The sequence below is a fragment of the Mesorhizobium argentiipisi (SeqCode) genome (genome assembly GCF_037179585.1).
Taxonomy (GTDB): Bacteria; Pseudomonadota; Alphaproteobacteria; order Rhizobiales; family Rhizobiaceae; genus Mesorhizobium; species Mesorhizobium argentiipisi.
Genome location: NZ_JAPYKO010000001.1, coordinates 181,156 through 204,202, shown reverse-complemented (window position 1 = coordinate 204,202; position 23,047 = coordinate 181,156). Strand labels below are relative to the sequence as shown.

Below are 23,047 nucleotides of genomic sequence, written 5' to 3'. Positions count from 1 at the left end.
TAACGCACCGTGAGAGGCGCGGGGCAATCGGAGGAAGCAAGTAAATGAAGACCATCGCCAAACTGCTCTGCGGCGCAGCCCTCGCGGCCCTCGTCATCGCGCCGGCATCGGCCAAGGACCTAAACAAGGTCGGCATCTCGGTCGGCCTGCTCGGCAACCCCTTCTTCGTCGCCACCATCAAAGGCATCGAGGACGCGGCCAAGAAGATCAATCCCAAGGTCGAGGTGACGTCGGTGTCGGCGGACTATGACCTCAACAAGCAGGTCTCGCAGATCGATTCCTTCATCGCCGCAGGCGTCGACGTCATCATGCTCAACGCCGTCGATGCCAAGGCGATCGCGCCCGCTGTCAAGAAGGCGCAGGCGGCCGGCATTGTGGTCGCCGCCTTTGACGTTTCGGCGCCGGGCGCCGACGTCACCGTGATGACCAACAACGTCAAGGCCGGGGAGGAGGCCTGCCAGTACCTCGTCGACCACACCGGCGGCAAAGGCAACTATGTCATTCTAAACGGCCCGGCCTCGTCCTCGATCCTGGAGCGCGTCAAGGGTTGCAAGAACGTGCTCTCGCAGCATCCGGACATCAAGATCCTGTCCGATGACCAGAACGCCGAGGGCTCGCGCGACGGCGGCCTGAAAGTGTTCCAGTCGCTGCTCACTCGCTTCGACAAGATCGACGCGGTGTTCGCCATCAACGACCCGACGGCGATCGGCGCGCAGCTCGCCGCCAAGCAGCTCAATCGCTCGGAATTCATCATCACCGCGGTTGACGGCGCCCCCGACATCGAGAAGGAGTTCGCCTCCGGCACCTCGATGATCAAGGCCTCGGCTTCGCAGGATCCCTATGTCATGGCCGGTCAGTCGCTGACGATGGCGGCAGAGGTCCTTGCCGGTAAAAAGCCGGCCGAGCCGACCGTGCTGCTTGATCCGAAACTGATCACCGCCGAGAACCTGAAGGACTACAAAGGCTGGACGGCGGCCCGCTAACGCTGCTCCCAAGGCTGGCGCGGCTGGGTCGACCCGGCCGCGCCCTATCCATCGGACGGAGATGATCATGTCGCGCATTGGAATCCACTCTTTCGTTTGGTCCGCGAGCTCGGCGCAGGGGGACCTCGAACGCACGCTGGCCAACACGAAAGAAGCCGGTTTCGACCTGATCGAGTTCTCCTATCTCGATCCGGCCGATGTCGACATCGGCAAGCTGGCCAAAAGCATCGCCGATCTCGGCCTGGGCGTCGCGATAAGCATCGGCCTGCCGGCCGACGGCGACATCTCCAGCTCCGACAAGGCGGTCGCCACGCGCGGTGTCGAGATTCTCAACCGCACCATCGCGCTGACGCGCGATCTCGGCGGCCAAAAAGTCGGCGGCATTCTCTCGACCAGCCACGGCCTGCAAACCAAGCCGCCGACGCGTGACCAGTGGAACCGCAGCGCCGCGACACTCGCCAGGGTCGCGGAAACCGCCAAGGCGGCCGGAGTCACGCTCAACCTCGAAATCGTCAACCGCTTCGAAAGCAACCTGCTCAACACCGCCGCGCAGGGGCTGGCCTTCATCGAGGACACCGGTTCCGACAACATCTTCCTGCATCTCGACACCTTCCACATGAACATCGAGGAGGCCGATGTCGGGCTGGCCATCCGCCATGCCGCGAAGAAGATCGGGTATGTCCATATCGGCGAGAGCCACCGCGGCTTTCTCGGCACCGGCAGCATCGATTTCGCCGCGATCTTCGACGCGCTGACGGCTATAGGCTACGACGACGATCTCAGCTTCGAATCCTTCTCGTCGGAGATCGTCGACGAGAATTTGTCGAGGAAAACGGCGATCTGGCGCAATCTGTGGGCCGACAACATAGAGCTTGCCCGCCACGCGCGCCGTTTCATCGCGGTCGGGATGGAGACGGCGCGGTTGAAGGCCGAGCTTGTTTCGGCGTCGCAGAGGCCGTGACGCGTCGCGCCGGTGGATGTGGGAGAGCTCGCGGACCTGCGAGGTCACCCAGGTACATCCCTCGCACTGTTCCGGCGCTGGGCGGCCCCTGTGCCACATGAAAAAGTGCGCGATCAGCATCCGGCGCCCCTCGGAGAGCTTTGGTGCAGTATGGCGTGCAAATCGGCGGGCTCGGAGAGGAATGACACCGGGTCTGATGTAGTTGAACATCAGATGTCATCGTCAGCTCGAGTGGTGGCTGAAGCGATCAACGCTGAAATCGTCGAGCGGCGTTTCGCAGCGGTCGGTCGTGATCAGTTCGGCCATGGCGTCGCCGACGCCCGGGCCGAGCTGGAAGCCGTGCCCACTAAAGCCGAAGGCATGGAACAGACCCGGCGTCGTTGCCGATTGTCCCATGACCGGCAGCATGTCGCGCATATAGCCCTCGCAACCGGACCAGGTGCGGATGACAGCCACCTCTGCGATTGCCGGCAGGAGCCGCGCGACGGCGCGCAATTGCACCGGAAGGCGCAGGGGGTCGGCGATCGCATGGCCCGGATCGAGGTCGACCGACACCCTTTCGGCCGCTCCGCCGAAGACGATATTGCCACGCTCGACCTGGCGCAGATAGGCGCCATGCTCCTTGTCGCGCGTCCAGATACCGACCACCGGCAGGATACGGTGCGGCAGCGGCTCGGTCACGCCCATCTGCGGGCCGCGAGCGTCGAGTGGGACCTCTTCGCCGAACTGCGCGGCGATGCCTGCGCCCCAAGCGCCCGCGGCGTTGAGCAGGCATTCGGCGGCAAATGAACCTTTGGAGGTGGCGACAAGAAAACCGGAGTTAGTCCGCTCGAGCTTTTCGACCAGGGCTCCCTCGATGATTTCCGCGCCCAGCTTACGGGCGGCTTCGGCGAAGGCCGGCGCGATCAGCCGCGGATTGCCGCTGCCGTCCTGCGGAGAGAACGAGGCAGCGATCGCGTCGGGACCGAGGCCGGGAAAACGCGCGCTGATCTCGCGCGAGCCAAGCTCTTCCAGCTCGAGCCCCCAAGGCCGCGCTGCCTCGGCATAGGCCCGCATGTCGGCGAGACCATCTTCATCGAAGATCAGCCGGATATGGCCGGTGGCGCGGAATTCCACGTCTTGGCCAAGCATCTTTTCGGCCTCACCCCATAGGCTGAGCGAGCGATGGGCCAGCGGAAGCTGGGTGAGATGGCGCCCCGTGCGCCGGATGTTGCCGAAAGAGGCGACCGTCGCCCCGGTGCCGACCTGGTTGCGCTCGATCAGCGTCACGCGCGCGCCGCGCCTGGCGAGGAAATAGGCCGAAGCCGTCCCCATCAGTCCGCCGCCCAGCACGATCACATCCATTGTCGTTCCTTAGTGCAGAGGGCTCATCCTTAGATGCGCCCATCTTGTTCGCGCCGCGGCATTGCGTCAAAGATGGGTTTGGACGGAAGTCATAAGCTCGACCTATGGAGTTCGGATTTGCGAGCCCGGCAGCTGGAAGTGTTCATCGCCGTCATGCGCGCAAGCACCGTGACCGCCGCGGCGCGGATGTTGAACATCTCCCAGCCCGCGCTCAGCCAGATACTGCTTCACACCGAGGACGAGCTTGGCTTCACCCTGTTCGAACGGGTCAAGGGCCGGCTGCGGCCGACGCCAGAGGCGCTCGAGATCTTTTCCGATGCCGAGCGGCTGTCGGCGGGGCTGGAAGGTTTGCGCCGCAAGACCACTGACCTGCGTCTCGGGCGGACAGGGCTGGTGCGGGTCGCGGCTTCGCCACCGCCGGCCATGGCGATATTGCCGCGCGCCTTCACCGCATTCCGGGCGCAGCACCCGAAGGTCTTGCTGCGTTCCCATAGCGCGCCGATCGCCGCGATCGTCGACATGCTGCGCGCCGGCGATGCCAGCCTTGGTGTGGCGTTGGACGATCGGCTGCCTCCCGATATCGAGGCGGAGGTGATCGGCAGCGTCGGTTTCGTCTGCCTGCTCCCTGCCGGACATTCACTGCAGAAGAAAGCCGAGCTGACGCTCGTCGACCTCGCCGGGGAGGAGCTGATATCATATCGCGGCAACACCCGTCCCGCTGACGAATTGGCCCACGCTGCCCGCGCGCAAGGCGTGGCGCTTTCACCGTCGCTGGAGATCGACGTCTCGATCTCCGCGGTCGGTTTCGTCCAGGCCGGTTTGGGCATCGGCCTGGTCGACGCGCTACTCCCCTGGCATCAGTTCGCCGGCCTTGCCGTCAGGCCATTGGCGGCCGGACCGGAATTTCCGATCGCGCTGCTCACGTCGCGCGCCCGAGCGCTTTCGCGGGCCGACGAGATGATGCGCGACGAAATCCGTACGGCCTGTTCCGCCGTTCTCGGTGAGCATCGCGCCAAGGCATAAGCAGGACTTATATCCTTCCCCCTCATCCATCTTGGACGCTGGCCGTCCGCTCGTGCGAGTTTGGTCGGCAGACAGGAAGGGACACATCATGGATGGTGCCATCGCGGCGGACGAGGTGCAGAACGAAGCCGACTGGAAGGTCGGCGTCGATATCGGCGGGACATTCATCGATTTCTGCGCGCTCGAAGCCCGTTCCGGCCGGGTCGCTTCGCTGAAAGTGCTGACGACGCCGGAAGATCCAGGCGCCGAGCTGATGACGGGACTCACCCTTCTGGCCGAGCGCGAGGGCTTTGACTCAGCTCGCGTAACGCGCTTCGTGCACGGCACGACTATAGGCATCAACACGATCATCCAGCGCAAGGGCGCGTCGCTCGCGCTGTTTACCAATGCCGGCTTCGAGGATGTGATCGAGCTCGCGCGGCTACGAATGCCGGACATGTATTCACTGTTCTGCTCGCGGCCGGAGCCGCTGATCTCGCGCGATATGGTCTTCGGCATTCCGGCCCGTATGCGTGCCGATGGCAGTGAATCGCGAGCGCCGGACATGTCGGCAGTGGAAAGGGCGGTCGCGGCGGCGAAAGCGAGCGGAGCGCAGGGAATTATCGTGTCGTTCCTCCACTCTTGGCGCAACCCCGCGCAGGAAGCCTCGGTCAAGGCCACGATCGCCCGTCTGGCACCTGACGTCTTCGTCTTCACCTCTGCCGAGGTGTGGCCTGTCATCCGCGAGTATGAACGCAGCTCGACCGCCATTCTCAATGGCTATGTCCATCCGCGCGTCTCGGGCTATCTGACGGCGCTGGAAAAGCGGCTGAGGAGCCGCGGTGTGCCGGCGCGCCCGATGCTGACGAAATCGAATGGCGGGCTGATGAACGCCGCCGAAGGCAAGCGCTCTTGCGTGAACATGCTTTTGTCGGGAACCGCTTCCGGCGTCATCGGCGCCTCGTGGCTGGCGCGTCAGGCCGGCGAAGACAAGATCCTTACCCTCGACATCGGCGGGACGTCGGCCGACTTCGCGCTGATCATTGGTGGCGAGGCGCAGTTCGGCACCGGCGAGCTGATCGGCGAATTCCCGCTCTACATCCCGTCTGTGTCGGTCAGCTCGATCGGCGTCGGCGGCGGCTCGATCGCCAGTGTCGATGCACAAGGCGTGCTGCGGGTCGGGCCGGAATCGGCTGGCTCGGCACCAGGACCGGCATGCTACGGCCGCGGCGGCGATCGGGCGACGGTGACTGACGCCATGGTGGTGTGCGGATGGCTCGGACACAGCGAGATGGCCTATGGCCAGCTCAGGATAGATACGGGGCTGGCGCAGCGCGCGGTCGGCGAGCTTGCCGCCCGGCTCGGCCGCACGATCGAGCAGACCGCGCAGGCAATCCTCGACATCGCGGTGTCGGAGATGTTCGTCGAAGTCGAGAAACTCGCCTCGCGCGCTGGTGTCGATCTGCGCGATTTTACGCTGATGCCATTCGGCGGCGGCGGCCCGATGCTCGGCGCCTTCCTTGCCCGCGAACTCGGCATGAAACGAGTGATGGCGCCGCGCCGCCCCGGCGTGGTCTCGGCACTCGGCGGGCTGGTGGCGGATCTGCGCGGCGATTTTATCCGCACGATCTTCAGCCCGCTGTCCGCAGCGTCGCTTCCCGATATCCGCGAGGCCTTCGAAGCGCTTGCGGGTGAGGGACGTCATTGGCTCGCAGCCCAGGGGCATGACGCGGCCGCGGAACTCAACCTCTTCTGCGACATGCGCTATGTCGGGCAGAGCTATGAGATCGAAGTCGTCCTTTCGCCGCAATGGCTGGCGGATGGCGATATGGCCGCCATCGCGCAGGCTTTTCACCTCACGCATCAGCAGCTTTACGATTTTCACGATCCTGACGGCGATATTGAGCTTGTGAACATCCGGCTGTCCGCCATAGGCGCAGGGCCGAAACTTTCCTTCCCGCAAACCGATGAGGTCAACGCCCCGGCCAATCCGGCACGCCAGCTCCCGGTCTATACGGGCCTCGGCGTCGAGACCGTCGACCTTCACGACCGGCAGACCCTCATGCCTGGCAGCACGTTCCATGGGCCTGCCGTGGTCGTCCAGGAAGACACCACGTTTGCGATCCCTGCGGGGGCGCAGGCCCGGGTCGACCGCCATCTCAACCTTCTGCTGACCTTCCCGGAGTGACCCATGTTTGACCGGACAAACCTGCAGGTTCTGGCGAACCATGCCCGCGCGGCGGCCGAGAATATGGCCCACACGCTGCACCGCACCGCGCACTCCGCCTTCGTCAAGGAGACGCAGGATTTTACCGTGATGCTGATGGATCATTCGGGAGCGACCTTCGCCGTGCCGATGGAACTAGGCGCCACCTGGTATCCGGGGCTTTCCTATCATCGGGCCATCGCGATGGTCGACGACTACCGGCCGGGCGATGTTGCTTTCACCAACGATCCCTATTCCGGCCACGTCGCCACTCATGCGCCCGACACGCATCTGTGGAAGCCGGTTTTCGTCGACGACGAGATCGTCGCCTGGACCGGCGGGCACATCCACAACACCGACATGGGCGGGGCGGTGCCGGCCTCGCTCAGCCGCGCGCTGACCGAAATCCATCAGGAAGGCATCCGCTTCCCTCCAATGAAGCTGGTGAGGGAGGGCGTCTTCGACGAGACCATCCTGCGGATCATGAGCACCAATGTGCGCAAGCCAGACCTCAACATCGGCGACATCAAGGCGCTGGTCGGCGCACTCAACACCGGCGAGCGCAAGATCCAGGCGATGGTGCGGAAGTTCGGCAAGGCCGGCTTCGTCGAAGGCGTTTCCGCGCTTCTCGACCATGCGGAGGCGCAGGGGCGCGACGTGCTGCGCGGCATGCCCGACGGCACATGGGAATTCGCCGACTACGCCGACGAGGATTCGGTCGAGGCCAATCCTTGCCGGCTGAAGCTGACGCTGACGATCAGGGGCGACGAGGCGGTGCTCGACTTCACCGGCTCCGATCCGCAGCTCGGCTCCTCGCTCAACGTGCCATCGGGCGGCGACCCGCGCCACACCATGCTGCTGGTAGGCGTCTACTATGTGCTCTACACGTTGAACCCGAAGATCCTGCTCAACACGGGCCTCACCCGGCCGTTTACCTGCATCACGCCCCTCGGTTCGGTGCTCAATCCGGTCCACCCGGCCGCCGTGGGCATGCGCTCGCTCACCTGCGCCCGGCTGAGGTCGGTCATCTTCGGCGCTTTTTCGCAGGCCGTGCCGGAGCGGCTGCCCGCTGCGCCGGCCGGCAACAACTGCATCGTCAACGTCATGACGACGGACGAGCGCACCAGCCGCACCGTCATCGCGGCGGTGAACCCGGTGGTGGGCGGCGGCGGGGCGATGCCGCATCGCGATGGGACAAATGGATCGGGGGCGGATGCCGCCTATCTCAAGAACACGCCGATCGAGATCACCGAGACCGAGACGCCGGTCGAATTCGTCAGATATGGCCTCGCCAAGGACAGCGGCGGCGCCGGGCGCTGGCGCGGCGGGCTGGCAACAGAGATGGCCTTCCGTGTCTTCGCCCCCGATTCCAGGATCACGGCGCGCAACCGCGACCGCAGCTTCTTCCGTCCCTGGGGCGTGCTGGGCGGCAAGGCAGCCGGCCTCTCGGACATGGTCGTCAATCCGGGGACCGAGCATGAGCGGCGGCTGGGCAACATCGACACGGCGGTATTGCAGCCAGGTGACGTGCTGGAAATCCGCTCCGCCGGGGGCGGTGGGCGTGGCGATCCCTATCAGCGCGAGCCCTGGCGGGTGGCGCTGGATGTCCGGCGCGGCTACATCTCGCAGGCTGCGGCCGAGCGTGACTATGGCGTCGTTGTTCGCGGTAGCGCGGTCGACGAGGAAGCGACGGGGCGGCTGCGCGCGCAGCCGGAGCCCGCCACCGGCCATTTCCATTTCGGCCCTGAGCGCGACGGCTACGAAGCGCGGTGGACGCCGGCCGCGTATGACCGGCTCCACGCCTTCCTGGACGCCTTGCCGATCCACTGGCGGTTCTTCGCCAAGACGGAGATCTTTCGCCACATGAAGGGACGCTCCGGGCCGGAAGGTGTGCAGGCGGCCTTCGACGCGATTTGCGAACGTTTTCCCGAACTGCCGCGTCCTCAAGCCATGCAACAGGCAGCAGAATGATCACGGCCGGCCGCATCGTCCGGCTGGCGGAGCGCGACCGGGCAGAGGTGCGTTTCTTTCTCGACGGACAAGTGTGTCGCACGCTGGCCGGTGACACTGTGCTGACCGCCATGCTGGCGTCAGGACACGCCTTGCGGAACTCAGAGTTCGGATCGGAGCCGCGCGCCGGGTTCTGTCTGATGGGAGCCTGCCAGGATTGCTGGGTTTGGCAAGAGGAGGGACCGCGCCTGCGCGCGTGCACAACTCTGATCGCCGAGGGTATGCGACTGCGCACGACGCCGTCGGAGAACTGGCCGTGAGCGATGTTGCCTCGACGCGCATCGTGATCGTGGGTGCCGGCCCTGCCGGTATTAGGGCTGCGGCGACGCTGGTCGATGCTGGCTTCCATCCGATTGTGATCGACGAGGGGCAGCGCGCAGGCGGCCAGATCTATCGCCGCCCGCCGGCCGGGTTTACCCGCACGCCGCAGCAGCTCTATGGATCGGAGGCGGCCAAGGCCCGCGCGCTGCATTCGCTCTTCGACCGACTGGCCGAAGAGCGGCGGCTCACCCATTGCGCCGGCACCTCGGTCATCGCCGCGCATGAGGGGCGGCTGCATGTGCTGGGGGAGGGCGTGCAGGTGATCGGCTACGACCGCCTGATCCTTGCCACCGGCGCGTCCGACCGCGTCGCCCCCGTTCCAGGCTGGCAGAACGCCGGCGTCTACAGCCTCGGCGCTGCGCAGATCGCGCTCAAGGCGCAGGGCGTGGCGCTCGGGCGACGGATCGTCCTTGTGGGATCCGGGCCTTTGCTGACCCTGGTTGGTGCCCAACTCGTCAAGGCTGGCGCGGATGTGGTGGCGGTACTGGATACCTCTCCCTGGCGTCAGCAGATGCGGGGGTTCTGGGGACTTTCCGCCCGCCCGATCGTCGCGCTGCGCGGACTGGCCCTGCGTACAAGGCTCGGCGGCCGCTATCATGCGGGGGTGAGGCTGGGACGGATCGAAGCCGACGGGCAAGGCGCCACGGCGCTGCGCTGGCGCGATGCCGGCGACCGCGAACGCGTGACCGCCTGCGACATGATCGGCATGGGCTGGCATCTGCGGGCGGAGACGCATCTAGCCGACATAGCCGGATGTGCCTTCACCTATGACGAACAATGGCGGCAATGGCTGCCGAAGATCGACGAGATGGGGCGGGCTGGCAACGGCGTTTATCTTGCAGGCGACGGGGTTCGCCTGCTCGGGGCTGATGGGGCCGAGATCGCGGGGCGCCTCGCGGCGGCAGCCTGCCTTGCCGATCTGGGACATCCGATGCCTTCCGTCGGCGCCGACCTGCTCAAGCTAAAGCGGCTCAAGCGCTTTGCGCGCGGTCTGGCCATCGCCTTTCCGTGGCCGGAGGCGAAGGCCCGGGCACTCCCCGACGATGCGATCGTCTGCCGCTGCGAGAATGTGACCGCGGGAAGCATACGTGAGAGCGTGGAGCATGGCGGCGGCGAGGCCAACCGAGTGAAATCGCTGTCACGCGTCGGCATGGGCCGCTGCCAGGGACGCTATTGCCTGCTGGCCGCCGTCGAAGTCATCACCGCGCGGGCCGGATGCGCGCCAAAGGATGTCGGCCGGTTTCGCGGACAGGCGCCTGTGCGGCCCGCGCCCGTCGGCGCTTTTCTCCAGGAGGGCTGATGGGTGCGCGAAAGTCGTGGCGAGCCTCAGAAATCGGCGACCTTACCCCAGGACGAAGCATCGAAGCGCCGCGGATCGTAGGATTTCGGGTCGACAATCGGCTCCGAGCCGGTGACGAGATCGGCCACCAGGTGTCCGGCGCCGGATCCTATGCCGAAGCCATGTCCCGAAAATCCGGCAGCCAGGAAGAAGCCCTGAACGGTATCGATCTCGCCGATGGCGGGCACGCCGTCCGGCGTGCTGTCGATATAGCCGGCCCAGGCTGCGCTGATCCTTGTCTGGCGCAGCGCCGGCAACAACTCCAGCGCGCGGGCATGGGTCAGGCGGATGGTCGCCTTGTCCGGGACCGGATCGAGTATGCGCATGCGCTCCATCGGCGTCGGTTGGTCGAGCCGCCAAAGCTTGAGCGTTTCGTGCCCACAACGCACACCCTGCAGGCCGCCCGGCGCAAGGCTGCGCCACCGCTTCAGGAACATCGGCACGAAGTGCGACGAGAAGCGCAGCTGCTGCGGCGTCACGTCGACGCGGCCGCGTCCGCTGATTGCGAGTGTGTAGCCGCCATTGCCACGACGCGTGACGGAAATCTTTGCCGTGTGCAGCGCGTCCGGCAGGCCCTCCGCCCCGGGCGAGACGGACAGGATCGAGGAGCGGATAGATGCCTGCGGAAAGCGGAAGCCGAATTGCCGGCAAAAGGAGGACGCCCAGGCGCCGCCAGCCAGGACCGCCACCTTGGTCCGGATCGTTCCGTTTTCCGTGACAACAGCGCTCAGGCGTCCACCCTCGGTCTCGATACCGCGCGCGGCGCAATTTTGCAGCACCGTGCCGCCCAGCTTCAGGATGGCGCGGGCGACCGCGGGCGCGGCGCGCGACGGATCGGCGGTGCCATCGGTCGGCGAAAAGACGCCGCCCTTCCACGTCCGGCCAGTGGCATGGCCTCGCGCGCTGGCCTCCGCGCTGTCGAGCATATGCGTGGTGACGCCGGCTGTCCGGGCGAAGTCGCGCCAGCGCGCCCAGCCTACCAGCTCCGCCTCGTCATTGCTGAGGTAGAGCAGGCCGCAGCGGCGAAAGCCGGTGTCCTCCCCGCTGTCCGCCACGAAACGCTCCCACAGATCGAGGCTGCGTGTCGCCATCGGCAGTTCACGGGCGTCGCGGTTCTGCTGGCGGCACCAGCCCCAGTTGCGGCAGGACTGCTCGGCGCCGATGCGCCCCTTTTCGACGAGCGCTACCTTCATGCCGCGCCGCGCCAGGTAATAGGCCGCAAAGACGCCGACGATGCCGCCGCCGATGACCACCGCGTCCGCGGATTGCGGCAGTTCGCTCGAAGTCTGAATTTGCTGCAGCGGCGCGCGCATGATCCTCTCCGCCTTGGGGCTTCAATCTACCGCGTTGCGCAGGCAGGCGCTGCTGCAGTTGAGAGCGAGGCAGAATTTTATTCCGGCAGTCCGGTTGAATTCGGAAGCCGATGCGCTTCAAAGCGGTGTCCGATCCGATGGACAGGCCGTTGGGCTGTGCTAGTGTCGCTAGGTATTGGCAGCACGGCATTTTGTGCTGTGGCATGCGTTCCGTGGAGACGGCCATGAAGCTGGATCGGATCGACATCAAAATCCTGCACGAACTGCAGAAGAACGGGCGCATCACCAATGTCGAACTGGCCGAGCTGGTGCATCTGTCGCCGAGCCCATGCCTGATGCGGGTGAAAAAGCTCCAGTCGGAAGGCTACATCGAGGGCTATTCCGCACAGGTCAATATCGGCAAGCTCGGCCAGACGCTGACGGTGTTCACCGAGATCACCCTGAAGAACCATCGCCAGGTCGACTTCGCCCGCTTTCTCGCCGTGGTGGAGAAGATCGACCAGGTCATAGAATGCCACCTTGTCTCAGGCGGCTACGACTATCTGATGAAATTCATGACCGCCGGCATCAGCGAGTATCAGACGATCATGGAAAGGCTGACCGACATGGACATCGGCATCGACAAGTATTTCAGTTTCGTGGTGCTGAAGTCGCCGATCGTCAAGGCGCACATGCCGCTGCCCAGCCTGTTTCCGATGTAGGCTCCGCGCTTCGTCGCTCTACGCGTTCGTTTCAAGCATTCCGGATGCAAAAAGCGTTGCAGGCTTCCAACATCAGGATGACGTTTGGTTGAATCGCCATCCTGATCTGATCTAACTTTTTATTGGAGCATGATCTTCTCCGAACCGGTTCCACCTTTCGGGATCATGCTCTAGAATTTGCTCTTAGCGGTGGCCGTATTGGCTGACCAGTTCGGGGTCGCGGACGAGCCCGTCGAGCCACGTCGGATCGAGCTTCGGCACGGAGGAGAACAGAAGCTTGGAATAGGGATGAGCGGGCGCTTTCAGCCCGTCGGGAGTGATCTGCTCCACCCGCTCGCCATTGTACATGACCACGATCTCGTCGCAGATCGCCTCGACGACCGAGAGGTCGTGGCTGATGAAGATATAGGAAAGCCCAAGCTCGCGCTGCAGCTCCTTGAGCAGCTCGATCACCGCGGCTGCCACCACCGTGTCGAGCGCCGAGGTGATTTCATCGCAGATGATGAGCTTGGGATCGGCTGCCAGCGCGCGTGCAAAGTTCACCCGCTGCTTCTGGCCGCCCGAGAGCTCCGACGGACGACGATAGCGCAGCGCTCTCGGCAGCCGCACCATGTCGAGCAGTTCATCGACGCGCTTCGAGCGCGCCTGCCTGTTCATCGCGTGGTAGAAGGCCAGCGGGCGGGAGATGATGTCTTCGATCGGCTTGGCCGGATTGAGCGCGGTATCGGCATACTGGAACACGATCTGCATCTCGCGCAGTTGGTCCTGGCTGCGTTTGCTTGCGGCGCGCTCCAGTTGCTTGCCGTCGAAGATGATATCGCCGGCCGCTGCCGGATGGATGCCGGCGATGACGCGCGCGAGCGTCGATTTTCCGCAACCGGATTCGCCGATGACGCCGAGGTTGCGGCCCTTCTCGACGACCAGGCTGACGGAATCAACCGCGCGGATGAGGGGCAGTCCGTCGTCGCGCAAAGCGCCATAGCCGGCCGTCACATTGTCGATGCGCAGCAACGGCTTCGCGCCGGCATCTGCGTCCGCATGCGGTTGCCGCGGCTTCGGCTCGAAGGCAGCCAGCAGTTCACGCGTGTAAGGATGCTGCGCGGCCGAAAGAATCTGAGGCGTGCTGCCGGTCTCCTGCACTTCGCCGCCCTTCAGCACCACGATGTGGTCGGCGATCTGGGCGACGACGGCGAGATCGTGGGAAACATACACGCCTGCTATCCCGCCAGCCCGCATCACCGACTTGAACGCCTTCAGCACGTCGATTTGCGTCGTCACATCGAGGGCCGTCGTCGGCTCGTCGAAGATGACCAGCTTGGGATCGCCGATAAGCGCCATGGCCGCCGATAGCCGCTGCAACTGGCCGCCGGAAACCTGGTGCGGATAGCGGGCGCCGATCCCTTCCGGATCCGGCAACGACAAGGCCCTGAACAGCTCGACAGCGCGCTTTCGCGCCTTCTCGAGAGGCATCAGCCTGTGGATGCGCGTAACCTCGATCACCTGCTCCATGATGGTCGCCGAGGGATTGAACGAGGCCGCGGCACTTTGTGGAACATAGGCAATGTCGGTGCCCCGCAGCTTGGCTCGCTCCTTTTCGGAAAGTGCGGCCATGTTCTTGCCGTTCACATTGATCTCGCCGCCGGTTATCCGGCAGCCGGGGCGTGTGTGCCCCATGAGCGAGAGCGCCACCGTCGTCTTGCCGGAGCCGCTCTCGCCGATCAGCGCGACGATCTCGCCGTCGGCGATGTCGAGGCTGACGCCCTTGATGATTTCGACGATCCGTCCGGAATCGGTCTTCGCCTCGATCCTCAGGTTCCTCACCTCGACGAGATTGGTCATGCGTCCCTGTCCCTGATCTTCTGCGGCAGGTTGTCGATCAGCAGGTTGACGCTGATGGTGAGGCTGGCGATCGCCAGCGAAGGTACGATGACTGCCGGCGCCGCGAACGGCAGGCCGCCGATATTCTCACGCACCAGCGCGCCCCAGTCGGCCAGAGGCGGTTGCAGCCCGAGCCCGAGAAAGGACAGGCCGGAAAGCAGGAGCACGATGAAGACGAAGCGCAGGCCGAAATCGGCGAGCACCGGGCGGATAATGTTGGGAAGGACCTCCGAGCCGATGAGGTAGGCGGTGCTTTCGCCGCGCACGCGGGCGACGGTCATGAAGTCCATGGTGTTGATGTTGACGGCAAGCGCGCGGGCAAAACGGTAGGCGCCAGGGATATAGATCACCGCGAGCGTCAGGATCAGCACCGGGATCGACGAGCCGACCGCGGCAACGACGACGAGCCCGAATAGCTTGCTGGGGATAGAGTTCATGGCGTCGAGGAAGCGGCTGAGGCAGGTGTCGAACCACCCGCCGGTGACGGCCGCGACCATGCCGAGCACGACACCTGAAAAGCAGGCGATGCAGACGGCGGCAAGCGATATGCCGACGGTGTAGCGCGCGCCCATCAGCACCCGCGAGAGCATGTCGCGGCCGAGATAGTCCGAGCCCAGCCACAGGCCTTGGCGCATCGGGCCGAAATAGTCGTCATCGACGATGTCGCCGATCGGATGCGGGATGATGTAGGGCGCGAAGATGGCGATCAGCGTCCACGCCAGGATAACCAGCGAAGCCACGACGCCGACAAGATTGTAGCTGTGGCCGAGCAGAGATCGTCGGGAGGCTGCAGCGCGTGCCATCGTCATCTCAGCCTCGGGTTGGACATGATGGCCACGATGTCCGCGGCCGTGATGAGCAGCAGATAGCCGAGGCAGAAGATCATCGCGCAGCTCTGGATCAGCGGCAGGTCGCGCGTCGCGACGGCATCGACCATCAGCTTGGCGATGCCGGGATAGTTGAAGATTGTCTCAACGATGATGACGCCGCCAACCAGATAGGACAGCGACAGCGCAACCGCGTTGACGATCGGGCCGAGCGCATTGGGAAGCGCGTGCCTCAGCACCATGCGGCCGCGCGAAGCGCCCTTGAGAAGCGCCATCTCGGCGTAGGGCGTGGAGAGCGTTTCGATCACCGCGGCCCGCGTCATGCGTACCATCTGGGCGGAGATGACGAAGGTGAGCGTGATCACCGGCATCGCATAGATGCGCACCAAGTCGGTCAGCGAATGCGCCTCGTTGACGGAAGACAACGCCGGCAGCCATTTGAGATAGACCGCGAAGAGCAGGACCGCCAGCGTCGCGACCATGAACTCCGGCACCGAGATCACGCCGATCGAAAGCACGGTAACGACGCGGTCATAGAGCGAGCCGCGCAGCATCGCGGCGGTGATGCCCAGCGTCAGCGCCAGCGGCACGGACAAGAGCGTTGTGATGGCGGCGAGCTTCATGGTGTTGACCAGACGGCCGCCGATCAGCGCTGCCACCGGCATGTTGTTGGCATAGGACGTGCCGAGGTCGCCATGCAGCAGGCCGAGAAGCCAGCGCAGGAAGCGCAGGATCGCCGGATCGTTGAGGTGCATGGCCTCGCGCAGGCCGGCGACCGCCTCCGGCGTCGCCGCCTGGCCCAGCAGGATCGACGCGGTGTCGCCAGGCAGCATGCTGGTGGCGAAAAACACGGCGAAGAGCACGATCAGAAGCGTGACGAGCGCGATCCCAAGCCGCTTCACCACGAGGTTCAAAACCCCAGACGTCATGGAGGCTCCTGCGGTTGCGTTCGGCCGAAATATTGCTCGACGCGGTGCCGGGGGGGCCGGCTGGCCGGCCCCCCGGCAGGCGCCTCTCAGGCTTGGAGCCAGAGATACTCGGCCATTGCGTAGCCCATCATGCCACCAAGCGGGTTCGCTTCCAAACCCTTCACCTTGCTGGAGAGGGCATCGACGTTCGAGATATAGGCCGGGATGATGGTTCCCGCCTCCTCGGACACCATGGTCTGCATCTGGTCGTAGATCTCCTTGCGCTTGGCCTGGTCGAGGGAGCCGCGCGCCTCGACAAGCATCTTGTCGAACTTCTCCGACTTGTACTGGCTTTCGTTCCAGGGCGCGTTCGATGCGTATAGCAGCGAAAACAGGATGTCCGGGGTCGGGCGCGGATTGATGTTGCCGAAATGGACCGGCGCCTTGAGCCAGTAATTGTCCCAGTACCCGTCGGAGGGGACGCGCTGGACATCGAGCTTCATGCCGATATCCGCTCCGGCCGCCTGGATGATCACGGCCATGTCGATCGAGGAGGTGGCAGCGTCGGAGGCAATCACCGGGATGGACTGGCCGAGCACGCCTGCCTTCTGGAAGTGGAACTTCGCCTTGTCCGGATCGAAAGCCTTCGGCTTGAGGTCGGCGTTGTGGAAGATGTTCGCCGGCGAGACCGGCTGGTCGTTGCCGATCTCTCCAAGGCCGCGCAATGCCGATTTGACGATCTGCTCGCGGTTGACGAGATATTTCATGCCGGCCACGAAGTCGGCCTTGCTGCCGGGGTCCATATCGAGCCGAATGTTGAGGTCGGTGTAGTTGCCCGAGGTCGTCTTCGACAATTCGAAACCCTGCTGGCCGCTGATGAGCTTCATCGCGCGCGGATTGATCGAGGCGGCGAAGCCGATATCGCCCGACAGGAGCGCGTTGACGCGCGCGCTGTCGTCGCTGATGGCGATGAACTCGAAGGAATCGAGATAAGGCTTGCCCGACTTCCAGTAGTTCTTGTTCTTGGTGACCACCGAGCGCACGCCCGGCTCGAAGGTCTCCAGCACGAAAGCGCCCGTGCCGTTGCCTTTGGAAAAGTCGGTGGTGCCGTCCCTTACGATCATGAAGTGATGGAGCGCCAGGATGGTCGGGAGGTCGGCGTTCGGGTCGGCGAGCGTGATTTCGACGGTCGACTTGTCGACAGATTTGAAGCCCGTCATCTGCGCGGCGATCTTGGCGACCTTGGAGCCGACTGCCTTGTCGAGGTGACGCTTCAGCGAGAAGACGACGTCGTCGGCGGTGAGGTCCTTGCCGTCATGGAACGTGACGCCCTTGCGCAGCTTCACCGTCCAGGTCTTGGCGTCCTTGCTGTCGATGCTTTCGGCCAGCTCCATCTGCGTCTTGCCATCCTTGTCGAGGAAGGTCAGGCGGTTATAGTGCGAGCAGCAGCGGACATAGTCGGTGGAGAGCGACGCCTTGGCCGGATCGAGCGTATCGGCCGTCGAGGACGACCAGCCGGCAGCCTTGAGGTGGCCGCCTGAGACTGGCGTGGCGGCGACGGCATTGGTGGCTCGGCCGAGCACAGCGCTTCCCGCGGCAAAGGCGGCGCCGCCTGCCAGTAGCATTTTGAGGAGTTCGCGGCGGCTCGCGCCTCGCCGGATGGCGTTTTCGACCATCGCATCGTCTGCTCCGGTCCAGTTGGTGATCTTGTCGCTCATGTCATTCCCCTTTCTGTTGTTTGGCCGGGATGCGCGTCTTGATGCGGCTTTCCGGGTCTTGAGCTCAGGTTCGTTCCTTCAGGCTTTCCCGCACGGCCGCCGCAAAGTCGGCCATTGAGGTGAAGTGGTAGTCGGGCACGGTGAAGTGCTTGGGCTTTATCGTGCCGCCATAGCCCTTCTGGGCGTGGCGGCGCTCGATCCAGCAGTTGGTCATGCCGAGCGCCCGGGATATGCCGATGTCGTGATACTGGCTTTGCGCGACATGCAGGATGTCGCCCTTGCTGTCGCCGCGGGACGCCACGAAATCGAAGACCTTGTGGAAGAAGGCCGGATCGGGTTTCTCGGTGCCTGTATCATCGGCGGTGAAAGTGACGAAGAAAGGCGATCCGAGCTGCCTCTCGAAATGGTCGAGAGCCCAGCGCCGGGCATTGGTCATGGCAATCAGCTTGTGGGACTTCGCAAGGTCGGCCAGTGCCGCCCTGCTGTCGGAAAAGCCTTGCCAGCCGCTCGCCGAATCCCGGAGGCGGGCGCCGTATTTCTCCTCGGCCGGCAGGCCGAGCCGCGGTGCGATGACCATGTAGACACGCGCGAGATCGTCGGGGAAAAGGTTCGCATCGGGCATGTAGCGGGCCTGCCGGTAAAGGGCGAGCGCTTCTTCGCCGTCGATGGAAACACCGGCCTCCGCGGCGATCTCGGCCAGGCAGGCCGTGATGCCGCCTTCGAAGTCGATCAGCGTGCCGACCACGTCGAAGGTCATGTATTTGAATTCGTTAAGGCCCCTGGCCAAGACTGGCTCTCCTCTGCGCGCGGCCGAATTACTCATGCTGAACAGAACAAAATTCCGTCCTGTCCGGGGCGTCGGCTTTTTTCAGAAGCCCGGAAATTCGGGCTTTCTGGCCTTGTCTTAAAAAGCAGTCTGGCACTTCCCCCGCGCTGGATTCGCCGAAAAGGCGCGAGGTAGCGGCACAAAATTGCGAAATCGTCCACCCCAGCGATATTTCGAGATGCGAAAAATGCGTCCCCCTCATGCAAGGGCTCGGCGGACATCGGCATCATCCAGCGTCTGGTCCAGCGTTCGGCGCGTGCGCTCGACAATGGCATCAATGTCGCTGTCGGTGCAGCAGAGCGGAGGGGCATAGCCGAGAACACCGTGCGCGAAGGCGCGGATGATTAGGCCATTGTCCCAAGCCCTGTCGAAGACGCGCCGCGCCGGCATCGCCGAGGCTGGAAGCGGCGTTTTCTTCTTTTTGTCTACCACCAGCTCGATCGCGGCAAGCATGCCGCGACCCCGCACGTCGCCGACCAATGGATGGTCGCTCAAGGCAGACAAGCCCGCCATCAAGCGGGCGCCGGCCCTGGCGCCGTTCTCCAGAAGGCCTTCCTCATAGAGCTTCAACACCTCGAGCGCGACGGCGGCGCTGACCGGATGGGCGGAATAGGTGTAGCCGTGGCCGACCGCAGACGCACCCGCACCATCGGCGATGACGTTGTAGACATGATCAGCCATGAACACCGCGCCCATTGGGACATAGCCCGAAGTCAAGCCCTTCGCGGTCGTCATGAAATCGGGAACGATATCCTCCGCCGTGCAGGCAAACAGGGGGCCGGTGCGGCCGAAACCAGTGATCACCTCGTCGGCGATGAACAGGATGCCGTGCTCACCGCAGAGCTCGCGCATGGCCTTGATCCAGCCCTTTGGCGGAACGATAACGCCTCCCGAGCCCTGGATCGGCTCGGCATAGAAGGCGGCAACTCGCTCCGGCCCGATCTCTTCGATCTTGGCCTTCAGCGCCGCAAGCGATGCGGCGATGATCGCGCTACCATCCTCGCCTACCGGGTTGCGATAGGGATAGGGTGAGGGGATCTTGTGCTGCCATTCGAAAGGAATGCCGAAGCCGGCATGGAAGGCGGGCAGGGCGGTCAGGCCTGCGCCGACCACCGACGATCCGTGATAACCCTGCTCAATGGAAATGAACTGGTCGCGTTGAGGCTGGCCTCTGGCATTCCAGTAATAGCGGACGAACCGGATCGTGCTGTCGACCGCGTCCGATCCCCCGAGCGTGAAATAGACGTGGTTGAGATCGCCGGGCGCGCGCTCGGCCAACTCCGAGGCGAGCCGGATGGCGGGCTCCGAGCCGAGATCGAAATAGGCGGTGGCATAGGGCAATTCACGCATCTGCCGGGCCGCCGCCTCGACGATGCTGTCATGACCATAGCCGGCATTCACGCACCACAGCCCGGCGAAGCCATCGACGAGTTGCTTGCCGGACGCATCGGTCACGGTAGCGCCCTTCGCCGATTTCAGCACCCGCACGCCGAGCGCCTCGTGGCCGCGATAGGAGGAGACCGGGTGGATAAGATGGGCTCGGTCGAGTTCGATCAGGGAATTGGCGAGCATTGTTGTCCTCCGGACTATCCGAGCGCCTGGTTGGCGAGGGCGTAAACTTTCGGCCTGACCGTTGCCGCGTCCGTCCTGGCAGGACGGTCCATGGCGACGCCGCCGCCGACATGGGCAAGGCCGATTTCTCCGAGCCAGCTGGCGATGCCGGTCCTGCTTTCGGTATCCACGCGCAGGAAGGCGCCAGGGCGCGACGCGGCGAAGAAGCTGATCAGGGCCTTGGCGTCGGCCGCATTTCCTGCGATGACGGGGCCAATCACCTCGCCGCGTCCGAACGGGCGGATTGCGGCATAGGCCGCGATGACGCCTCTGCGGCGGATGACTGCGAATTCACCCCGCTCGGCCAGCGCATCGATCAGGGTTTCGCGGTCGGCGCCGTAGGCATCCAGGTCCAAGGCCTTGATTTCCGGCAGGTCGTGGGTGCCCGCGGCTTCCACACTGTCAGGAGCCTCAAGCGCTGCCATCTGGCCTTGATGCTGAAGAATCGTGGCCGAGGGCACAAAGCCCAGCTTCTCATAAAGGGGCATGCCGTCGGTTGTCGCGACAAGTCGCAGTGGACGATCGCCGGCAAGGGCAAAGGCCTGTTCCATGAGCCGGCGCCCGAGCCCTTTGCCCCGCGCGTTCCTGTCGACGATCACCATGTTGATCATGGCGCAATCGGCGCCGTAGGGCGTTACCAGGATTGTCCCGGCGACCCGGCCCTGGTCGTCGATCGCGACCGCGCCGCTGGAGAGCTGCAGCGCCATCTGCCAGTCCTGCGGGCGATGCGGCCAGTTCTCCTGGCGAGAAAGCGTGACTGCGCCCTCGATATGATCCGGCCCAAAGTCCTGGAGTTCGATCTCGCCTTGTTGCATGAGGCACCTTTCCGTCTGGCTCCAAGTCTCGGTCATCGGTGCGCTGCAGATCGTCTGAAGGTTTCGACTTCGGCAGTATCATTCGCCTTTGCGCAGGGGGTGCGCCGCATCTTGTGCTGGCGCGGGCCGCAGCGGATGCGTCGCGGGCAGCCGACCAACCCCTCTGGGTCGGCTGCAGGGTGCTACAGCGTGCCAAACAGGCCAGCGGATACGGAACTTTCTGCTTTCGGAAGGCGCATTTCGGTCAGCTGGCTCGCTCCCGGCCAGCCTATGATGAAAAACATCCGAACGCGGACGTGCTTCCACTGGAGATCGACGGACATGGCTTCCTTCAGGCCCAAATACATCACCTTCGACTGCTACGGCACGTTGACCTTTTTTCAGATGGCGGAGGCAGCGCGCGATCTATATGGCAGCCGGCTCGACGAGTCGCGCATGCAGGAATTCATCAAGAACTTCGCGGCGTACCGGCTTGATGAGATCCTGGGCGACTGGAAACCCTATGCCGACGTCATCCACAACGCGCTCGAGCGCGCCTGCAAGCGCAACGGCGTCGCCTTCAGCTCCGACGACGCCAGGATGGTGTATGAACGTGTCCCGACCTGGGGACCCCACGCGGACGTGCCAGCCGGCCTGGCGAAGGTCGCCAAGGAAATTCCGCTGGTCATCCTCTCCAACGCGATGAACGCGCAAATCATGTCCAATGTCGAGAAGCTCGGCGCACCGTTCCATGCCGTCTACACGGCCGAGCAGGCGCAGGCCTATAAGCCGCGCTTCAGAGCCTTTGAATATATGCTCGACATGCTGGGTTGCGGTCCGGAAGACATCCTTCACTGCTCGTCTTCGTTCCGTTACGACCTGATGTCGGCGCACGATCTCGGTATCAAGAACAAGGTCTGGGTCAACCGCGGCCACGAGCCAGCCAACCCCTATTATGGCTACACCGAGATCGCCAATATTTCCGGTTTGCCGGGCGTGGTCGGGCTCTGAGACAGGCGGGTTGCCGATGAAGCTGGTCTCCTACTGGCACGACACCGCCCCGGTCTTTTCCGGCGGGGCGCAAGGCCCGGTCGAGGGGCACTACGATGCCGCCATCATCGGCGGCGGCTTCACCGGTCTCGCCGCCGCGCGCCAGCTGGCGAAGGCCGGGGCGAAGGTGATTGTGCTGGAGGCGGAGCGGGTGGGCTGGGGTGCGTCCGGGCGCAATGGCGGTCACCTGAACAACGGTCTCGCCCACAGCTACCTTTCGGCCAAGGCGGAGCTTGGCAAGGAACGCGCGATCGCCCTCTACCGGGCGCTGGACGATTCCGTCGACACCATCGAGGCGCTGGTCGCCGAGGAAGGTATCGATTGCAACTTCCGCCGCGCCGGCAAGCTCAAGCTCGCCTCCAAGCCGCAGCATTTCGAAGCGATCGCCCGCAACTTCGAAGCCGTCCATGCCGACGTGGATCCGGATACGGCGCTGCTTTCAGCAGTCGATCTCAAATCCGAGATCGGCTCACCCTTCCATGGCGCAATGCTGTCGAAGAAAAGCGCCATGATGCATATGGGCCGCTATGTGGCCGGGCTGGCGACAGCCGCGGTTCGCCATGGCGCCGTTATCCACGAGAATGCAGCCGTGACGGATCACAGGCAGTCCGGCACGCGGCATCAGCTGACCACCTCCCGCGGACGCATCAGCGCCGACAATGTGCTGCTGGCGACGGGCGCCTACACGACACCGAATTTCGGCTATTTCCGCCGCAGGCTTATCTCGGTCGGCAGCTTCATAATCGCCACGCGGCCGCTGAGCGACGCCGAGATCGCCGCGACCATGCCGGGCAACCGAACATGCGTGACCTCGATGAACATCGGCAACTATTTCCGGCTTTCGCCGGACAAGCGCCTGATCTTTGGCGGCCGCGCCCGCTTCTCGGCGACATCGGACCAACGCTCCGACGCCAAGAGCGGACAGATATTACGGGCAAGCCTCGCGGCGATCTTCCCGCAGCTCGCGAAGGTCGAGATCGATTATTGCTGGGGCGGGCTGGTCGACATGACCAAGGATCGGTTCCCGCGCGCCGGCTACCATGACGGGGTCTGGTACGCGATGGGCTATTCCGGCCACGGCGCGCAGCTCTCCACCCATCTCGGCATGATCATGGCCGATGCCATGCTTGGTCGCGCGGACCGCAATCCGATCAAGGGGCTCGAGTGGCCTGCCATTCCCGGCTATTCCGGCAAGCCCTGGTTCCTGCCGATGGTCGGCCTCTACTACAAGGCGCTCGACCGGATCCAGTGATCG

At 64.4% G+C, this 23,047-nt stretch carries 20 protein-coding genes; 10 read left to right on the top strand and 10 right to left on the bottom strand.

Features of this window, described 5'->3' with window-relative positions; all coding sequences use genetic code 11:
• Window positions 1-44: 44 nt before the first annotated feature.
• Together O7A05_RS00875 and O7A05_RS00870 are read left to right on the top strand one after the other, a co-directional pair.
• Window positions 45-983 (top strand): ABC transporter substrate-binding protein, encoded by a 939-nt coding sequence (locus O7A05_RS00875; RefSeq protein ID WP_224517267.1) that lies wholly within the window; start codon window positions 45-47, stop codon window positions 981-983.
• A 67-nt stretch (window positions 984-1,050) separates the two neighbouring features.
• Window positions 1,051-1,944, top strand: coding sequence for a sugar phosphate isomerase/epimerase family protein (locus O7A05_RS00870; protein ID WP_337091066.1), 894 nt, complete (start codon window positions 1,051-1,053; stop codon window positions 1,942-1,944).
• 222 nt (window positions 1,945-2,166) lie between these two features.
• Here O7A05_RS00870 and O7A05_RS00865 read toward each other — a convergent pair whose 3' ends face one another.
• Window positions 2,167-3,288, bottom strand: a complete 1,122-nt coding sequence (locus tag O7A05_RS00865; RefSeq protein WP_337091064.1) for an NAD(P)/FAD-dependent oxidoreductase — start codon at window positions 3,286-3,288, stop codon at window positions 2,167-2,169.
• 117 nt (window positions 3,289-3,405) lie between these two features.
• Between O7A05_RS00865 and O7A05_RS00860 the strand changes: the two genes are divergently transcribed.
• From O7A05_RS00860 to O7A05_RS00840, 5 genes are all read left to right on the top strand, one after another.
• Window positions 3,406-4,311, top strand: a complete 906-nt coding sequence (locus O7A05_RS00860; protein WP_337091063.1) for a LysR family transcriptional regulator — start codon at window positions 3,406-3,408, stop codon at window positions 4,309-4,311.
• 88 nt (window positions 4,312-4,399) lie between these two features.
• Window positions 4,400-6,478 carry a hydantoinase/oxoprolinase family protein gene (locus tag O7A05_RS00855; protein WP_337091062.1) on the top strand — a complete coding sequence of 693 codons (2,079 nt, stop codon included), beginning with the start codon at window positions 4,400-4,402 and terminating at the stop codon, window positions 6,476-6,478.
• 3 nt (window positions 6,479-6,481) lie between these two features.
• Window positions 6,482-8,467, top strand: a complete 1,986-nt coding sequence (locus tag O7A05_RS00850; protein WP_337091061.1) for a hydantoinase B/oxoprolinase family protein — start codon at window positions 6,482-6,484, stop codon at window positions 8,465-8,467.
• Entirely contained in the window at window positions 8,464-8,766 is a 303-nt protein-coding gene (locus O7A05_RS00845; RefSeq protein ID WP_337091060.1) for a (2Fe-2S)-binding protein, read from the top strand. Before O7A05_RS00850 ends, O7A05_RS00845 begins: the two co-directional genes overlap by 4 nt.
• Window positions 8,763-10,127: an FAD/NAD(P)-dependent oxidoreductase gene (locus tag O7A05_RS00840; RefSeq protein ID WP_337091059.1), complete on the top strand. Its 1,365-nt coding sequence runs from the start codon at window positions 8,763-8,765 to the stop codon at window positions 10,125-10,127. The genes O7A05_RS00845 and O7A05_RS00840 overlap by 4 nt, the downstream gene beginning before the upstream one ends.
• Before the next feature lie 26 nt (window positions 10,128-10,153).
• Here O7A05_RS00840 and O7A05_RS00835 read toward each other — a convergent pair whose 3' ends face one another.
• Entirely contained in the window at window positions 10,154-11,479 is a 1,326-nt protein-coding gene (locus O7A05_RS00835) for an NAD(P)/FAD-dependent oxidoreductase (protein ID WP_337091058.1), read from the bottom strand.
• A gap of 224 nt (window positions 11,480-11,703) precedes the next feature.
• Between O7A05_RS00835 and O7A05_RS00830 the strand changes: the two genes are divergently transcribed.
• Complete coding sequence (locus O7A05_RS00830) at window positions 11,704-12,180, top strand: Lrp/AsnC family transcriptional regulator (protein WP_140541160.1); 477 nt, start codon at window positions 11,704-11,706, stop codon at window positions 12,178-12,180.
• Between the two features lie 183 nt (window positions 12,181-12,363).
• Here O7A05_RS00830 and O7A05_RS00825 read toward each other — a convergent pair whose 3' ends face one another.
• The 8 genes from O7A05_RS00825 to O7A05_RS00790 form a co-directional block, all read right to left on the bottom strand.
• Window positions 12,364-14,019, bottom strand: coding sequence for an ABC transporter ATP-binding protein (locus O7A05_RS00825; RefSeq protein WP_337091057.1), 1,656 nt, complete (start codon window positions 14,017-14,019; stop codon window positions 12,364-12,366).
• A complete protein-coding gene (locus O7A05_RS00820) occupies window positions 14,016-14,867 on the bottom strand; it encodes an ABC transporter permease (protein ID WP_337091056.1) in 852 nt (283 codons plus the stop codon). The genes O7A05_RS00825 and O7A05_RS00820 overlap by 4 nt, the downstream gene beginning before the upstream one ends.
• Complete coding sequence (locus O7A05_RS00815; RefSeq protein ID WP_337091055.1) at window positions 14,864-15,814, bottom strand: ABC transporter permease; 951 nt, start codon at window positions 15,812-15,814, stop codon at window positions 14,864-14,866. The genes O7A05_RS00820 and O7A05_RS00815 overlap by 4 nt, the downstream gene beginning before the upstream one ends.
• An 86-nt stretch (window positions 15,815-15,900) precedes the next feature.
• A complete protein-coding gene (locus O7A05_RS00810; RefSeq protein ID WP_337091054.1) occupies window positions 15,901-17,511 on the bottom strand; it encodes an ABC transporter substrate-binding protein in 1,611 nt (536 codons plus the stop codon).
• Window positions 17,512-17,575: 64 nt separating this feature from the next.
• Entirely contained in the window at window positions 17,576-18,334 is a 759-nt protein-coding gene (locus O7A05_RS00805) for an HAD-IA family hydrolase (protein ID WP_415926933.1), read from the bottom strand.
• Between the two features lie 201 nt (window positions 18,335-18,535).
• The gene (locus O7A05_RS00800) at window positions 18,536-19,909 is read right to left on the bottom strand and encodes an aspartate aminotransferase family protein (RefSeq protein ID WP_337091052.1); all 1,374 of its coding nucleotides are present in this window, start codon (window positions 19,907-19,909) and stop codon (window positions 18,536-18,538) included.
• Between the two features lie 14 nt (window positions 19,910-19,923).
• Window positions 19,924-20,763 carry a GNAT family N-acetyltransferase gene (locus O7A05_RS00795; protein WP_337091051.1) on the bottom strand — a complete coding sequence of 280 codons (840 nt, stop codon included), beginning with the start codon at window positions 20,761-20,763 and terminating at the stop codon, window positions 19,924-19,926.
• 182 nt (window positions 20,764-20,945) lie between these two features.
• On the bottom strand, window positions 20,946-21,086 hold the full coding sequence (locus tag O7A05_RS00790; protein ID WP_337091050.1) for a hypothetical protein: 141 nt from the start codon (window positions 21,084-21,086) through the stop codon (window positions 20,946-20,948).
• Between O7A05_RS00790 and O7A05_RS00785 the strand changes: the two genes are divergently transcribed.
• Together O7A05_RS00785 and O7A05_RS00780 are read left to right on the top strand one after the other, a co-directional pair.
• Window positions 21,085-21,753 carry a haloacid dehalogenase type II gene (locus O7A05_RS00785; protein ID WP_337091049.1) on the top strand — a complete coding sequence of 223 codons (669 nt, stop codon included), beginning with the start codon at window positions 21,085-21,087 and terminating at the stop codon, window positions 21,751-21,753. The two genes, O7A05_RS00790 and O7A05_RS00785, sit on opposite strands and share 2 nt — an antisense overlap.
• Before the next feature lie 16 nt (window positions 21,754-21,769).
• Window positions 21,770-23,044 (top strand): NAD(P)/FAD-dependent oxidoreductase, encoded by a 1,275-nt coding sequence (locus O7A05_RS00780; RefSeq protein ID WP_337091048.1) that lies wholly within the window; start codon window positions 21,770-21,772, stop codon window positions 23,042-23,044.
• The last annotated feature ends 3 nt before the right edge of the window (window positions 23,045-23,047 follow it).

Excerpts from the sequence above, each read along its gene's own strand:
- O7A05_RS00830 (WP_140541160.1), top strand. The coding sequence starts at position 11,704 with ATGAAGCTGGATCGGATCGACATCAAAATCCTGCACGAACTGCAGAAG.
- O7A05_RS00845 (WP_337091060.1), top strand. The coding sequence starts at position 8,464 with ATGATCACGGCCGGCCGCATCGTCCGGCTGGCGGAGCGCGACCGGGCA.
- O7A05_RS00805 (WP_415926933.1), bottom strand. The coding sequence starts at position 18,334 with ATGAGTAATTCGGCCGCGCGCAGAGGAGAGCCAGTCTTGGCCAGGGGC.
- O7A05_RS00815 (WP_337091055.1), bottom strand. The coding sequence starts at position 15,814 with ATGACGTCTGGGGTTTTGAACCTCGTGGTGAAGCGGCTTGGGATCGCG.
- O7A05_RS00790 (WP_337091050.1), bottom strand. The coding sequence starts at position 21,086 with ATGTCCGTCGATCTCCAGTGGAAGCACGTCCGCGTTCGGATGTTTTTC.
- O7A05_RS00820 (WP_337091056.1), bottom strand. The coding sequence starts at position 14,867 with ATGACGATGGCACGCGCTGCAGCCTCCCGACGATCTCTGCTCGGCCAC.
- O7A05_RS00800 (WP_337091052.1), bottom strand. The coding sequence starts at position 19,909 with ATGCTCGCCAATTCCCTGATCGAACTCGACCGAGCCCATCTTATCCAC.
- O7A05_RS00870 (WP_337091066.1), top strand. The coding sequence starts at position 1,051 with ATGTCGCGCATTGGAATCCACTCTTTCGTTTGGTCCGCGAGCTCGGCG.
- O7A05_RS00825 (WP_337091057.1), bottom strand. The coding sequence starts at position 14,019 with ATGACCAATCTCGTCGAGGTGAGGAACCTGAGGATCGAGGCGAAGACC.
- O7A05_RS00850 (WP_337091061.1), top strand. The coding sequence starts at position 6,482 with ATGTTTGACCGGACAAACCTGCAGGTTCTGGCGAACCATGCCCGCGCG.
- O7A05_RS00810 (WP_337091054.1), bottom strand. The coding sequence starts at position 17,511 with ATGAGCGACAAGATCACCAACTGGACCGGAGCAGACGATGCGATGGTC.
- O7A05_RS00835 (WP_337091058.1), bottom strand. The coding sequence starts at position 11,479 with ATGCGCGCGCCGCTGCAGCAAATTCAGACTTCGAGCGAACTGCCGCAA.
- O7A05_RS00875 (WP_224517267.1), top strand. The coding sequence starts at position 45 with ATGAAGACCATCGCCAAACTGCTCTGCGGCGCAGCCCTCGCGGCCCTC.
- O7A05_RS00795 (WP_337091051.1), bottom strand. The coding sequence starts at position 20,763 with ATGCAACAAGGCGAGATCGAACTCCAGGACTTTGGGCCGGATCATATC.
- O7A05_RS00855 (WP_337091062.1), top strand. The coding sequence starts at position 4,400 with ATGGATGGTGCCATCGCGGCGGACGAGGTGCAGAACGAAGCCGACTGG.
- O7A05_RS00785 (WP_337091049.1), top strand. The coding sequence starts at position 21,085 with ATGGCTTCCTTCAGGCCCAAATACATCACCTTCGACTGCTACGGCACG.
- O7A05_RS00865 (WP_337091064.1), bottom strand. The coding sequence starts at position 3,288 with ATGGATGTGATCGTGCTGGGCGGCGGACTGATGGGGACGGCTTCGGCC.
- O7A05_RS00780 (WP_337091048.1), top strand. The coding sequence starts at position 21,770 with ATGAAGCTGGTCTCCTACTGGCACGACACCGCCCCGGTCTTTTCCGGC.